The 14,129-nt window shown below is 57.7% G+C and carries 13 protein-coding genes; 4 read left to right on the top strand and 9 right to left on the bottom strand.

The features are described 5' to 3' along the window. Window positions 1-9: 9 nt before the first annotated feature. The 3 genes from ACTJKV_RS10210 to mgtE all read right to left on the bottom strand — a co-directional run bounded on the left by ACTJKV_RS10210 (window position 10) and on the right by mgtE (window position 3,946). Window positions 10-1,788 carry a bifunctional diguanylate cyclase/phosphodiesterase gene (locus ACTJKV_RS10210; RefSeq protein ID WP_274104129.1) on the bottom strand — a complete coding sequence of 593 codons (1,779 nt, stop codon included), beginning with the start codon at window positions 1,786-1,788 and terminating at the stop codon, window positions 10-12. Between the two features lie 334 nt (window positions 1,789-2,122). Then, window positions 2,123-2,509 (bottom strand): MerR family transcriptional regulator, encoded by a 387-nt coding sequence (locus ACTJKV_RS10205; protein WP_062426111.1) that lies wholly within the window; start codon window positions 2,507-2,509, stop codon window positions 2,123-2,125. Window positions 2,510-2,575: 66 nt separating this feature from the next. Further along, a complete protein-coding gene (gene mgtE, locus ACTJKV_RS10200) occupies window positions 2,576-3,946 on the bottom strand; it encodes a magnesium transporter (RefSeq protein WP_112519267.1) in 1,371 nt (456 codons plus the stop codon). 386 nt (window positions 3,947-4,332) lie between these two features. Here mgtE and ACTJKV_RS10195 point away from each other — a divergent pair, with 386 nt between their 5' ends. From ACTJKV_RS10195 to ACTJKV_RS10185, 3 genes are read left to right on the top strand one after another with little or no spacing between them, the layout of a single operon-like run. Next, a complete protein-coding gene (locus ACTJKV_RS10195) occupies window positions 4,333-6,639 on the top strand; it encodes an FdhF/YdeP family oxidoreductase (protein WP_274104130.1) in 2,307 nt (768 codons plus the stop codon). Next, the gene (locus ACTJKV_RS10190; protein ID WP_274104131.1) at window positions 6,639-6,965 is read left to right on the top strand and encodes a hypothetical protein; all 327 of its coding nucleotides are present in this window, start codon (window positions 6,639-6,641) and stop codon (window positions 6,963-6,965) included. The genes ACTJKV_RS10195 and ACTJKV_RS10190 overlap by 1 nt, the downstream gene beginning before the upstream one ends. Next, on the top strand, window positions 6,962-7,453 hold the full coding sequence (locus tag ACTJKV_RS10185; protein ID WP_274104132.1) for a peptide deformylase: 492 nt from the start codon (window positions 6,962-6,964) through the stop codon (window positions 7,451-7,453). The genes ACTJKV_RS10190 and ACTJKV_RS10185 overlap by 4 nt, the downstream gene beginning before the upstream one ends. A 28-nt stretch (window positions 7,454-7,481) precedes the next feature. Here ACTJKV_RS10185 and ACTJKV_RS10180 read toward each other — a convergent pair whose 3' ends face one another. Continuing rightward, window positions 7,482-7,904, bottom strand: coding sequence for an OsmC family protein (locus ACTJKV_RS10180; protein WP_274104133.1), 423 nt, complete (start codon window positions 7,902-7,904; stop codon window positions 7,482-7,484). A gap of 232 nt (window positions 7,905-8,136) precedes the next feature. Here ACTJKV_RS10180 and ACTJKV_RS10175 point away from each other — a divergent pair, with 232 nt between their 5' ends. After that, entirely contained in the window at window positions 8,137-8,304 is a 168-nt protein-coding gene (locus tag ACTJKV_RS10175; RefSeq protein WP_111850603.1) for a Thivi_2564 family membrane protein, read from the top strand. Window positions 8,305-8,473: 169 nt separating this feature from the next. On the opposite strand, the gene ACTJKV_RS10170 is transcribed toward ACTJKV_RS10175, so the two are convergent. From ACTJKV_RS10170 to pcsA, 5 genes are all read right to left on the bottom strand, one after another. Beyond that, complete coding sequence (locus ACTJKV_RS10170) at window positions 8,474-9,547, bottom strand: BMP family ABC transporter substrate-binding protein (protein ID WP_062425400.1); 1,074 nt, start codon at window positions 9,545-9,547, stop codon at window positions 8,474-8,476. 37 nt (window positions 9,548-9,584) lie between these two features. Further along, the gene (locus tag ACTJKV_RS10165; RefSeq protein WP_274104134.1) at window positions 9,585-10,505 is read right to left on the bottom strand and encodes an ABC transporter permease; all 921 of its coding nucleotides are present in this window, start codon (window positions 10,503-10,505) and stop codon (window positions 9,585-9,587) included. Next, window positions 10,505-11,593, bottom strand: coding sequence for an ABC transporter permease (locus tag ACTJKV_RS10160; protein WP_113225606.1), 1,089 nt, complete (start codon window positions 11,591-11,593; stop codon window positions 10,505-10,507). The genes ACTJKV_RS10165 and ACTJKV_RS10160 overlap by 1 nt, the downstream gene beginning before the upstream one ends. Continuing rightward, window positions 11,583-13,172: an ABC transporter ATP-binding protein gene (locus ACTJKV_RS10155; RefSeq protein WP_274104135.1), complete on the bottom strand. Its 1,590-nt coding sequence runs from the start codon at window positions 13,170-13,172 to the stop codon at window positions 11,583-11,585. The genes ACTJKV_RS10160 and ACTJKV_RS10155 overlap by 11 nt, the downstream gene beginning before the upstream one ends. 166 nt (window positions 13,173-13,338) lie before the next feature. Next, the gene (gene pcsA, locus ACTJKV_RS10150) at window positions 13,339-14,070 is read right to left on the bottom strand and encodes a phosphatidylcholine synthase (protein ID WP_062598080.1); all 732 of its coding nucleotides are present in this window, start codon (window positions 14,068-14,070) and stop codon (window positions 13,339-13,341) included. Window positions 14,071-14,129: the final 59 nt, after the last annotated feature.

The following is a 14,129-nucleotide window of genomic DNA, read 5'->3' as shown; positions in this document are numbered from 1 at the left end:
AGGTCGCAGTCAGGCGCTGATCGCTTCAAGACGGTAATGCTGGGCAGTGTGACACTCCGACATCCAACGGATGAGAGCGTCCGGAGCAATCGGCTTTGACAACCAGTAGCCCTGGAGCTCATCGCATCCCATGACGGTCAGCAGTTCGGCTTGCTCGCGCGTCTCCACACCTTCCGCCACGACCTCGTAACCGAGCGAGTGGCAGAGCGTGATCATGGACTGGACGAGGACGCGCTCTCGATTGCCTTCCTGCATATCGTTGATGAAGCTGCGATCAATCTTGACGGTTTTGACCGGCAGCTTTTGCAGATAGGATAGGCTGCTGTAACCAGTGCCGAAGTCGTCAATTGATAGCTGAATGCCCGATGCGGCAAGCGTTTCGAGCAGGTCCTGCGACCCTTTCGTCTCCATCATCATCGCCGTCTCGGTTATTTCGAATTCGATCTGGTCATGATCGACGCCGAAGCGAGCCAGATCGACGCTCAGCCGATCCCAGAAGTCAGCCTCCTGAAGATTGGTGGCTGACAGGTTGATGGAAAGCTTGATGGGAAAACCTGTGGAATTCCATTCGGAAAGTTGCTGGAGGGATGTCGCGATGACCCACATGGTCAATTCACGAGCATAGGCTGACGCTTCGATAACCGGGATGAATTCGGCAGGCGAAATTGGGCCAAGCTCTGGATGGGTCCAGCGCAACAGAACTTCCGCACTCTTGAAAAGGCCACTGGCGGCGTCCACCCGCGGCTGAAATACGAGCGACAGCTGCGCGTCGTCGATGATCGCCCGTGGAAACTCGCGCTGGATCATGAAGTTGCGCTGATGCTGTACATCGAGAGAGGGGCAAAAAAAGGCGATTTTCGATGGATGAATACGCGCGTCCTGCACTGCACTTTGCAACGACCGTAAAATTTCCTCGGCACTGGTCTCGCCAGGGCGGAAAACCATCGAGCCGATGGACGGCGTCATGGTGATCTGGAACTCGACCTCGTTATAAAGCGCACGCATGATCTGCTCCAGGAACGGTCGATAGTCTTCGACCTTCGTACCCCTGGAGACAATGAATGCGAATTGCGTCGGGCCGATATGATAGGCGAATGTTCCCCCATCCAGATGCTCCCTTAGAATGCGCGCCACCTTGGTCATCAGACCATCGAGATAGGAAATGCCGACGACGCGCATCATTCGGTCGAACTGCGTTGTCTGGGCAAGGTCAATCAGGCTGATGATCTGCTCTGAACCTTTTTCGTGAAGAGCAAGGTCAGAGAGATCACTCATCAACTGGTGACGGTTCGGCAATCCGCTCGACGGATCAATCCGTCCCATCGAATGGTGCAACTCAATCTGATCCATGACCATAGCAGCAAGATCGGAGAGGGTCGCCATCTGTTCATCGGTGACTTCGAAAGGCTCGATCCCCAAGACACAGAGTGCACCAAGGCCGTAGCCATCCGGTGTTACAAGTGGAACGCCGCAATAGAAACGAATTCCGGCCTGACCTAGCGTGCTGTCGGCATAGTAATCGTCTTTTTGCAAATCCTTCACGACCACAGGACGCTTGTGTTCCGCTACCTGCGAACAAGGCGCCTTGTGTCGAGGTATCTCGTTGTGGTCGACGCCCACTTTCGACTTGAACCATTGGCGGTCCGTGTCCGTCAACGAGATGGCTGCAATCGGCAAACCAAAGTAATTTGCCACCAGTCGCGTGATACGATCGAAGTGCTCGCTCGGCATAGTATCGAGTAAGCGCATATTCTTAAGCGCGGAAATACGCGCATGCTCGTCCAACATAAATCTATATACCCATGCCACGCACGATAATGGCGCGGCGTCGCCGTTGATCAGGGAAACATTTTTTATCAGCCCTGCGTCACGAGAACCGACATACACAGTCGGTTGCAGTCACCATTGCGAGCATCATGCCCGGGCTTGAAGATCCGATTTAAAACTAACGCTATAAAACAGTTACATGACTTAACCGTTCCAAAGGGTCTTCAAGCGTGGTTAGCAAAGGATTAAATTACGACGATGGGGAGCATGAAGCTAGAATGAAGTTGGGCGCCAGATTGGCGCTACTGACAGATTTCAGTGCCCAACTCTCAACAGCAAAAGGCGAAGCGGTCCGTCAGGTTCCGACGCCGATTTCTGCCAATCGTGTAAGGCAGGCTTCCTCAACATTGTCGAGCTCGGCAAGCGTCTCTTCAATGTCGCGGCGCTTCTGGCGAAGGTCGGCGCGCTTCTCATCGACCTTCTTCATCAGAAGCTCGAGCTGGCCGGATTCACCCGGCGGCTCCTTGTAAACCTGGATGATTTCGCGAATTTCGGCGATCGTAAAGCCGATGCGGCGGCCACGGAGGATTTCCTGAATGAGCCTGCGATCGGCGGCGCGGAACAAGCGCGTACGGCCACGGCGCTCCGGATGGATCAGGCCCTCATCCTCGTAAAAACGAAGAGTGCGGGTGGATACACCGAATTCGCGCGTCAGTTCCGTAATGCTATAATACTTATTCAAGGCTTTGTCCGATTCTGGCTGCCGGACATTATGTTTGACCTTCACGTAAAAGTCAATTTTCGATCATCATCCTGATATGCCGAACCACCAGGTTGCCAGGCCGAGAAATGAGAAAAAGCCGACAATATCGGTCACTGCCGTGACGAAAACGGCGGAAGAAACGGCCGGATCGGCGCCAAACTTATCGAGGAACAGCGGAATAAGGATACCGGCCAAAGCTGCTGCAAGCATGTTGATCAGCATGGCTGTTGCGATGATGCCGCCAATATTCACGTCATGGAACCAGATGCCGGCAATAATGCCGATCGCGCAGCCGAAGAGCGCGCCGTTCAACAGGCCCACACCTGCCTCACGTCGGATGATGCGCGCCGCATTATGGATATCGAGGTTTTTGGTGGCGAGAGCGCGCACCGAAACGGTCATCGTCTGCGAGCCGGCATTTCCGCCCATCCCTGCGACGATCGGCATCAGGATGGCAAGTGCCACGACCTGCTGGATGGTGGCGTCGAAGAGTTCGATCACCGAGGCTGCCAGGAAAGCCGTCATAAGATTGATGCCAAGCCAGGGCACACGCGATTTGGACGTGCTCGCGATACTGTCGGACAACTCTTCATCGCCGACACCGCCGAGGCGAAGCAAGTCTTCCTCCGCCTCTTCCTGGATCACGTCCACCACGTCATCGATGGTGAGCACGCCGACGAGGCGACCGTTGCTGTCCACGACCGCCGCAGACAGAAGGTCATATTGCTCGAAGAGCTGGGCTGCCTCTTCCTGGTCCATCTCCGCTGGAATGGGATGGTTTGTTTCGTGCATGATGGTTTCGATCTTCACCTGCCGCTTTGAGCGCAGCAGCCGATCGAGATCGAGCGCGCCGACGAGCTTGAAGGTGGGATCGACAACGAAAATCTGGGAGAAGGATTCGGGCAACTCCTCCTCTTCTCGCAGGTAATCGATCGTCTGGCCGACCGTCCAGAATGGCGGCACGGCGACGAACTCGGTCTGCATACGGCGACCGGCAGAGCTTTCCGGATAGTCCAGCGCCCGCATGAGCCTGACACGTTCGGTGAACGGCATCTGCGAGAGAATGTCTTCGCGGTCCTCGCGGTCGAGGTCTTCCAGAATGTAGACGGCGTCGTCCGAATCGAGTTCGCCGATACCGGCAGCAATCTGCTCGTTCGGCATCTGCTCGACGATATCGAGGCGGATTGCTTCATCCACCTCGGTCAGTGCCGTCATGTCGAAGTCGGTGCCCAGCAGGCGCACGAGGGCGTGGCGCTGCTCCGGCTGGATCGATTCCAGCAGGTCGCCCAGTTCGGATTCATGCAGGCGGGCGACGTTTTCGCGCAGGAAAAGCACGTCGCGATCGGCGATCGCAGCACCGACCATGGCGAGAAAGTCTGACCGGATCGAGCCGTCGTCGGCATAGATGTCGGCCATCACTTCTGGACGCTTGGCCTCTTCCGTTGCGGGATGATCGTGGTCGGCTTGTGTCAACTTGCGCCCCCTTCTCCGGTCATTGGCCTGCTTTGCAAACGGGCTGGAGATTGTCGTTTAGAACAACAATGTCAACAACCCGTTAGGCAAGAACTGGTTTCATCTTCTTCCTCCCCGTCATCGCGCCGCAGCGACGGTTGGCTCCATGTCGTCAACACACGGACAGGGTGTCGCTAATGGGAAAACGAAACGCGCATCCGTGCAACGCAGAGAATTGATATATGCTAGGTAAGCGCCTATCTGAACTGTTATGCTGCAGTGCAAACTAAGGATCGGGTGAGTCTGTCGTGGCACCGATCGAGACGAAGCCTTCAAGGAGAGACGTTATAATGGGCAAGATGGATTTCATCGGCAAGCCCTCATCCGCGGCCGGCGGCTGGGGTGCGCTGAAAAGCGTTGGCAAGCGCCTGCTGGAATCCGGAGCACCCTTGTCCAATGCGAAGGCGCTTCTTAAGACCAATCAGCCCGATGGCTTCGATTGCCCCGGCTGCGCCTGGGGCGACCCGGAGCATGGCTCATCCTTCGAATTTTGTGAAAACGGTGTGAAGGCCGTGTCCTGGGAAGCCACGGAGGCACGCGTTCCGCCGGAGTTTTTCGCCGTCCATACGGTCTCCGCTCTGAGCCAATGGTCGGATTACGAACTAGAGAAACAAGGCCGCCTGACGAACCCTCTGCGTTACGATCGTTCCTCAGACCGATACGTGCCCGTGTCCTGGGACGATGCATTTCGCGAGATCGGGACCATCTTGCGCGGCCTCGACAGCCCGGATCGCGCCGAGTTCTACACATCCGGTCGGGCCTCCAATGAAGCCGCCTTCCTTTATCAGTTGATGGTCCGACTTTACGGCACCAACAATTTTCCCGACTGCTCCAACATGTGTCATGAAGCGAGCGGCGTCGGTCTGAAGGCCTCGATCGGTGTCGGCAAGGGGACCGTGCTTCTGGAGGATTTCGAGAAGACCGATGCGATCTTCGTCATCGGCCAGAATCCCGGCACCAACCATCCCCGCATGCTGGGTGATCTGAGGCGAGCGGCACTTCGCGGTGCGCGCATTGCCGTTTTCAATCCGATCAAGGAAAAGGGTCTGCAGCGCTTCAGTGATCCGCAGGACAAGCTGGAGATGATCACCGGCAGTAACACCAAGATTGCCACCAATTACTATCAGCCACGCCAGGGCGGTGACATGGCCGCTATTCGCGGTATCAGCAAGGTGGTGTTCGCGGCCGATGAGGCGGCGCGTGCCGCGGGTCAACCAGCCATCATCGATTACGACTTCCTGACTGACCATGCCGTGGAGTTCGAGGCATACCGCGCTGCCGTGGATGCAACGCGTTGGGAGACCATTCTCGATCAGTCTGGTCTGACACGCGAGGCGATCGAGGAAGCGGCCTCCATCTACATGAGTGCCAGTTCCGTCATCGCCACCTGGGCGATGGGCGTCACTCAGCACAAGCACTCCGTCGCTATCGTTCGCGAGATCACCAATCTGATGCTGCTGCGGGGCAATGTCGGCCGCCCCGGTGCTGGCCTCTGCCCTGTTCGCGGCCATTCGAACGTGCAGGGCGATCGCACCGTTGGTATCGACGAGAAGGCACCGCCTGCCCTGCTTGATGCGCTTGAAAAGGAACTCGGCGTGACGATGCCGCGCAACCGTGGGCACAACACGGTCGAAGCGATCAGCGCCATGCTGGATGGCAAGGCGCAGGCCTTCATCGCGCTCGGTGGCAATTTCCTGCGTGCCACGCCCGACAGCCCGCTGATCATCGAGGCCTTCAAAAAGCAGAAGCTGACCGTCAACATCGCGACCAAGCTCAACCATTCGCATCTTGTGCCGGGAGAAACCTCGTTCATCCTGCCATGTCTTGGCCGCACCGAGATCGATCGCAATTCCGAAGGCCTGCCGCAGATCGTCACGGTCGAGGATTCCATGAGCATGGTCCATGGTTCTGGCGGCATAAATGAGCCGGCATCGCCTGAACTGCGTTCCGAAGTTGCCATCATTGCCGGTATCGCTGAAGCCACGCTTGGCAGTGATCGCGTCAACTGGAACGCCCTTGCCGATGATTACGATCTGATTCGAGACATGATCGAGCGGGTCATTCCAGGCTTCCACGAATTCAATGAGCGCGTGCGGGTGCCGCGCGGCTTCCATCTGCGCAACGCGGCAGCTGAGCGTGAATGGCAAACACCGGAAAAGAAAGCGGTCTTCTTTACCGGCGCCCTGCCGGAAATGACGGAGCATCAGGCGGCATTGTCGAAAGACGGTCTTTTCGTGCTCCAGACTTTCCGCAGCCACGATCAATATAACACCACCATCTACGGCCTTGATGACCGATACCGCGGTGTTTACGGCGAACGTCAGGTGATCTTTATGAACCCGAAGGATATGGAGACGCTTGGCGCCCACGCCAAACAGCGGGTCGATGTGATCGGCGAATATGGCGATGGCGTCGAACGGATCGCGAAGGATTTCCGTCTGGTGCCCTATGACATACCCCAGGGCAGCGTCGGCGGTTACTATCCCGAGCTCAACGTTCTCGTGCCGCTACATAGTTATGGCGAAGGCAGCTTCACCCCAACCTCCAAATCCGTGCTGGTGTCGGTGCGACTGCGGGGCGAGGCCGCGGCGGCATAATGGACGAGGAAGACACCGCAACGCGCTTCATGGCCGCGGTGGACGAACTGCTCCAGGTCGCGCCCGCTGGACTTCAACCGACAGGCGCTGCGCTCATTGTCGCGGTTCATATCGGTCTTGGCAGTGACAGTCGCAGCCTTTCAAACAAACTTGGTATTGCCCATGCTTTGGTGTTACGGGAGATCAGCGCGCTCTCCGGCACACTGCTCCATATCATTCGCCGCGAAGCCCGAACACAGCGGACCTTCGTAGAGCTGACGGAAATGGCGAAAGCGCTTGCGACCACCACTTCGAAGGCTTCATCTTTGAGTTCCGAGACGTCATGACCGTTCGTACCATCGTCCGATACCCAGCCCCTGCCCTTGCCACCCCATGCGAGCCGGTCGCGACGTTTGGCCCCGACCTCGTCATCCTACAGCAGGACCTTGTCGACACCATGCGCGCGGCGCCCGGTGTTGGGATCACGGCGGCACATATCGGCGTCTTTCAGAGGGTTTTCGTGCTGGAGCTTGAGCCCGGCAAGATCCTGACCTACGTCAATCCTGAGATCATCAAGAGTTCGACAGAGACGATGCGCCATGTCGAGGGCAGCGTTTCCATGCCGGGCATCACAGAGGAACTGGAACGTCCCCGGCAGGTGACGTTGCGGTTTCAGGATTTGACGGGCGCTGAACATGAAGAAATCGCGGATGGTTTTCACGCCGTCTGCATTCAGCACGAGATCGATCAGCTTGACGGCATCTTCTGGATCAAGCGCCTATCAAAGCTCAAGCGCGACCGGCTGATCCGCAAATGGGAAAAGACGCAGCGCTGATTGACGGCCAGCGCAGTTCGGAGCGGTATCAGGCGATAGACAGATGAAAGTACGCCTCGCCGCGCAGCGTATTGCTGACGGTGCAAATTCTCTCCGCTTCATGGGCAATTGCCTGCTTCGTCGGCTCGTCAAAATCACCGCTGATCGTCAGCCGCATGTCGAAGCGGAGAATGCGGGCGGGTTCACCCTCAGACTTTTCTCCCGTCACCTTCGCCTCGACCGCCTCGAACCTATCGAGAACGCCCATGCGGCTTGCTGCAATGCGCGCGCTCAAGGCCAAGCAAGCGGCGAGCGAGGAATAGAGAAGGTCGAGCGGATTGAAGCCAGGCTCCGACGCGGCCGTCACCACTGAGAGATTTCCGCCGGTCGGTGTTGCTATTTGCGGATGACCATTGCGTCCCAAAAGCGCTGTCGCACCGACGTCCCGCTTCTTAACCCGTAGCTCGCTCACATCATCCTCCTTATGCGGTGTTACGATCTTTCAGATTCGCTTCCACCGCTTCCGCCTGTGTTCTGTCGCATGTTGGTATCGAAAGACCGCGCGGAACTTTTGTGCGACGTGCTCTCAATCTTCATTTCCCGCAAATTCATTTTGCACAATGGAACCAAATTCTAAATTGCGGCTTTTACTCACGCAACGGTGATCGGGCCGTTCATCGAAACGGAAATAGGAGCTGGGACATATGGTTACCTCGACGCTAGTCAGCATTCTGATCACCTTTCTGGTCATCGTACTGGTGCTGTGGCTTATCGCACGCCTGCCGGTTGGCGGCAGTGCAAAGCAGATCGCTCAGGTCATCGTGATCATCATCGGTATTATCTCGCTGCTGAAGTATCTCGCAGTCTTCTGATAACGATTTTGTCCGATCCGCAGCATCCATATGCGCGGTAAAGACTTGAAAAAGCCCGTCGCTCCATCGGCGGGCTTTTGCTTTTCGGCATGAGCTTCGAGGAAGACGCCTCAATAAGAAAGGGCGCGCAAAACGGATTGCGCGCCCTTTCTCGTGTAAACACTTCGACTTACTGCGGCAGCTTGTCGTCTACGCCTTCAACGTAGAAGTTCAGACCGAGCAGAACGCCGTCTTCAGCCTTCTCGCCAGCCTTAAGCCACTCCGTTCCATCCTGCTTCTTCACAGGACCGGTGAAAGGGTGAAGCTCGCCGGACTTGATCTTCGCCTCGGTGTCCTCAGCCATCTTTTTCACATCATCCGGCATGTTGGTGTAAGGCGCCATCGTCAGGATGCCGTCTTTCAGACCGTCCCAAACCGACTCCGACTTCCAGGTGCCATCAAGAAGCGCCTGCGTGCGCTTGATGTAATAGGCGCCCCAGGTGTCGACGATCGCGGTCAGCTGTGTCTTGGGGCCAGCCTTGATCATGTCGGAGGCCTGGCCGAACGCCTTGATGCCGCGTTCTGCAGCAACCTGCATTGGTGCCGTCGTGTCGGTGTGCTGCGTCAGGATGTCGACGCCCTGGTCGATCAGAGCCTTGGCGGCATCGGCTTCCTTGCCGGGGTCGAACCAGGTGTTGGCCCAGACGACCTTGACCTTGAAGTCCGGATTGACGGAACGTGCGCCGAGCAGGAAGGCGTCGATGCCCATCACTACTTCCGGGATCGGGAAGGAGGCGATGTAGCCGGCCACACCCTTCTGCGACATCTTCGCAGCGATCTGGCCTTGAATGTAACGGCCTTCATAGAAACGAGAGTTATAGGTTGCGAGGTTTGCCGCCGTCTTGAAGCCGGTCGCATGTTCGAACTTCACCTTCGGGAACTTCTGAGCAACCTTGACCGTGGCATCCATGAAGCCAAACGACGTGGTGAAGATCAGGTCGCAGCCGGAACGGGCCATGCGCTCGATGGCGCGTTCGGCATCAGGGCCTTCCGGAACGCTTTCGAGGAACGGCGTCTCGATCTTGTCGCCGAAATGCTTCTGCAATTCCTGACGGCCGATATCATGCGCCTGTGTCCAGCCGCCATCCGTGCGCGTACCGACATAGACGAAGCAGACTTTCTTGGCGTCGGCAGCTTGCGCGGCCGGAACGACGCCGATGATGGCCGCAGCGGACGCGGCCAATGCGATGATGAGTCTTTTCATTTTTACCCCTGCTTGGTTAGGCATGACTTTTGGATTTTTAGCGATCCGGCACGAACGGTTTGCCGAGCGATGCCGGTGTATTGATCAGCGTCGTGCGCCGATTATGGGAGATGATAATCAACACTACAATAGTTGCTACATAAGGAAGCGCTGAAAGTAGCTGTGACGGCACTCCAATGCCGAAGGCCTGCGCATGCAACTGGCCGATCGTCACTGCGCCGAAGAGATAGCCGCCCGCCAGCACCCGCCATGGCCGCCAGGACGCGAAGACGACGAGCGCCAGCGCAATCCAGCCACGACCGGCAGACATGTTTTCCACCCATTGCGGCGTATAGACGAGCGAGAGCTGCGCGCCCGCGAGACCCGCACATGCGCCGCCAAACATCACGGCAAAATAGCGCGTGCGGATGACGTTTACGCCAAGCGCGTGGGCTGACGAATGGCTGTCACCGATCGCGCGAATCTTCAGGCCGGTGCGGCTTTTGAACAGGAACCAGCTGATACCGAAGACGAGCGCAATCGAGATGTAGAAGATCAAATCCTGGCGGAAGAGGATCGGGCCGATAAATGGAATATCCGAGAGCACAGGAAAGACGATGTTCGGCAGCTTGACGCCGGGCACGCCAACGAAGCTTTCTCCCAACATGCCGGAGACGCCGAGACCGAGAATGGTGAGCGCGAGGCCGGTCGCCACCTGGTTGGTGACAAGCGTGAGCGTCAGGAAACCAAAGAGCAGCGAGAACAGCGCACCTGCCGCGATCCCGGCGAGAATGCCGATATAGGGCGAACCACTCAGATGCGAGGCGGCGAAGGCGCAGACCGCACCGATGACGATCATGCCTTCGACACCGAGATTGAGGACGCCGGCGCGCTCAGTGACGAGTTCGCCAAGCGCTGCAATGACCAGAGGCGTTGCGGCGGTAATGACGGTGAGGAGGATCGCCTGAAACATATCCATCATGCGGCTCCTTCACGGGCAGCGCTGCGCGACCAGCGGATGCGGATTTTGTAGAGGATCAGCGTATCGCAGGACAGGACGAAGAAGAGCAGCAGCCCCTGGAAGACCCGCACGACCTTGTCTGAAATCTGCAGCGACATCTGCACCGCCTCACCGCCAAGATAAGTCAGCGAGAGAACCAGCCCTGAGGCAATGATGCCGAGTGGGTTCAATCTGCCGAGAAAGGCAACGATGATGGCGGTGAAGCCGTAGCCCGGCGAAATCGAGGGCTGCAGATGACCGATGGAGCCGGAGACTTCCGAAATCCCGGCAAGGCCTGCCAGTGCGCCGGACAGGAGCAGCGAAAACCACACCATGCCGCGAGAGGAAAATCCGGCAAACCGCCCTGCCCGCGCCGATTGGCCGAGCACGGTGACTTCGAAGCCCTTCAGCATGTAGCGCATCATGAACCAGAGCGCGACGGCGGCGACGAGCGCAAAGACGACGCCCCAATGGGCACGCCCCGAATCCAGTAGTTCAGGCAAGACGGCGCTTTCGTTGAAAGGCTTGGTCTGCGGGAAGTTGTAGCCCTGCGGATCGCGCCAGGCCCCGCGCACCAGCCAGTCGAGAAAGAGCTGTGCGACATAGACCAGCATGAGGCTGGTCAGGATCTCGTTGGTGTTGAACCGCGTCTTCAAGAGCGCTGGGATACCGGCGTAAAGCGCGCCGCCTGCGGCCCCCATGACAAGCATCAGCGGCAGGATCATTGGCGACTGCCAATCGGGGTTCAACACGGGCAGGATGGAGCCGGTGATTGCGCCGATGGTGAACTGACCTTCCGCGCCGATATTCCAGTTGTTCGACCGATAACAAATGGCAAGCCCGACCGCGATCAGGATCAGCGGCGCGGCCTTGACCGCAAGTTCATGCAGGGACCAGACTTCCAGCAAAGGCTCGATGAAGAAGCTGTAGAGTGCGCCGACGGGTTCTTTGCCGAGCGCTGCGAAGATGATGGCACCAACGATAAGCGTCAGCACCAGAGCCAGGAGCGGCGAGAGAATGGCAAAGAGCTTGGAGACCCCTGCGCGTTTTTCCAGTTCAATGCGCATGAACGACCTGCTCCGTATGCCCTGCCTGCCCTGTGCTGCCTGCGTGCACGCCACCCATCAACAGGCCGATCTTCTCACGCGTCATTTCCTTTGCCGGATAGGCGCTGGACAGTTGCCCGTCGGAAATAACGGCAATGCTTGACGCAACCTCGAAGATCTCGTCGAGATCCTGGCTGATCACGATGACAGCCGATCCGCCCTTCGCCATGTCCACGAGCGCCTGGCGAATACGGCTTGCCGCCCCTGCATCCACACCCCATGTCGGCTGATTGACGACGAGAACCGATGGCTGTCGATCGAGCTCGCGACCGACGATGAATTTCTGCAGATTGCCGCCGGAGAGCGAACCGGCGAGTGGGTCTTCGCCGCTCTTGCGCACATCCATGTGTTCGGAGATGCGTTTGGCGGCGTTCTTGATCACCGAATGACGGACGACTTTCAGGAAACCGCCGCTAAGGAATGCCTTCTTGTCGGATCGACAGCGCGCCAGGAGAAGATTGTCGGAGAGGCTCATATTCGGCACGGCGGCATGGCCGTGGCGCTCTTCCGGGACGAAGCCTGCCCCCAGCAACCGGCGGCCATTGATGCCCATGCGACCGACGGGCTTGCCACGCAGGAAGATCGCGTCGTCCTTCGAGACGGGATATTCACCGGATAGCGCGTCGAACAACTCGCCCTGTCCATTGCCGGCAATACCCGCGATGGCAAGCACCTCGCCCGCGCGCACCTTCATGGCGATATTTTTGAGTGACACGGCAAAGGGCGTGCGTGCCGGAACAGAGAGACCGATGATTTCAACGGCCACGTCACCGATGGTGCATTCGTCGTCGCGCTGAATGCCTGCAACATCGGAACCGACCATCATGCGCGCCAGAGAGGCGGGCGTTTCCTGGCGTGGGTCGCAGGCCCCCGTGACCTTGCCGTGGCGCAATACAGTGGCGCGATCGCAGATGCGCTGTACCTCTTCCAGACGATGGCTGATGTAAAGCACCGAACGCCCTTCGGCTTTCAGCTTCTCCAGCGTCTCGAACAGGCGGTCCGCCTCCTGGGGTGTCAGCACAGAGGTCGGTTCATCCAGAATGATAAGCCTTGGGTTCTGCAAAAGAGCGCGAACGATCTCGATGCGCTGGCGCTCGCCCACCGAAAGATCAGCAACATGGGCGTAAGGGTCGAGCGGCAGACCGTATGCCTTGGAGAGTGTTTCAGCTTCCCGCGCAATTTCCTTCAGAGAAATCTTGGGATCGAGCGAGAGCGCGATGTTTTCAGCGACGGTCAGCGCTTCGAAGAGGGAGAAATGCTGGAATACCATGCCAATGCCCAGCTTGCGGGCTTCACCCGGTGAACCGATCCGAACAGAATTTCCGTTCCAGACGATCTCTCCGCTGGAGGGTTCCAGCACGCCAAAGAGCATTTTGACGAGGGTGGATTTTCCGGCACCGTTCTCACCGAGAAGAGCGTGAATCTCGCCAGGTGCAATATCGAGATCGATCGCATTGCATGCGGCGAATGTTCCAAACAGCTTGGTCAGCTGGCGCACGGACAAGAGGGGCGAAGCCCCAGACGCAACCGTTTCCGTCACCTGTTCCCCTTTTCACCGATCGCCGCACTTCTATGAGGCTTAACGAGCGGATCGACACCCTTGCACTAAAATTGAGCACTGCTCTTTATGCGTACTAAATCCTTTTTTGTGACGCTGTACAACTGAAAAACAACGATCCAGGGATGGTTTTAAACCACTGTTTTTCTCAGCGGGTTTTCGCCCCAAGAGACGGAGCGAACTGCATAATACCGCCAATGCAATAGAGATAGATGCCGGTGATGACGACCCCGGCAACAAGCCAATCAGGCGACTGAAAATGCAGGAGAAGCGAGTATCCGCTCAGCACGCACCAGAGCAGGAAAACCGCCATGTTCAGCCACCGGAGCCGCTTCACTCTGACTGGATGCAGGAAGTTGATCGGCAGGAAAGTCAGGATCACCGATACCGTCACGATGATCATGGCCGTGGTGGCGCTTGCATCGATGACGAAGAGCGTGAACACCACCATATTCCAGACAACCGGGAAGCCCGAGAAGAAGTACTCGTCGGTTTTCATGCCCATATCGGCATAATAGATCGCGCTGGAGACCACGATCATGCCGGCGGCGACGAAGGACCATGGCTCCCCGATCATGCCACTTTGATAGAGAGCAAAGGCAGGAAGCAACACATAGGTGACGTAGTCGATGATGTTATCCAGCGTGTCACCGGACCAGTTGGGAAGGACTTCCTTGACCTGCACCTTGCGGGCGATCGGCCCGTCGATGCCATCGACGAGAAGCGCGAGGCCGAGCCACCAGAACATGTCGACAAAACGATGTTCAGCGGCGGCGACGACACCAAGGAAGGCAAGAAAGGAACCGGAGGCTGTCAGGATGTGAACGGAGAACGCCCGGATTTCGGCATAGGGTACGCGTCTGTAGTTGAAGATCTTCATGACAGCGTAACGGCCCCGCTCTTATTCATTCTCTCTATCCGATATGCGACCATTCACCG

Origin of the sequence: Agrobacterium sp. 22117 (assembly GCF_052045735.1) — a bacterium.
Taxonomy (GTDB): domain Bacteria; phylum Pseudomonadota; class Alphaproteobacteria; order Rhizobiales; family Rhizobiaceae; genus Agrobacterium; species Agrobacterium cavarae.
The sequence above is the reverse complement of the archived record's forward strand: the minus strand, read 5'-3'. Positions and strand labels throughout refer to the sequence as shown.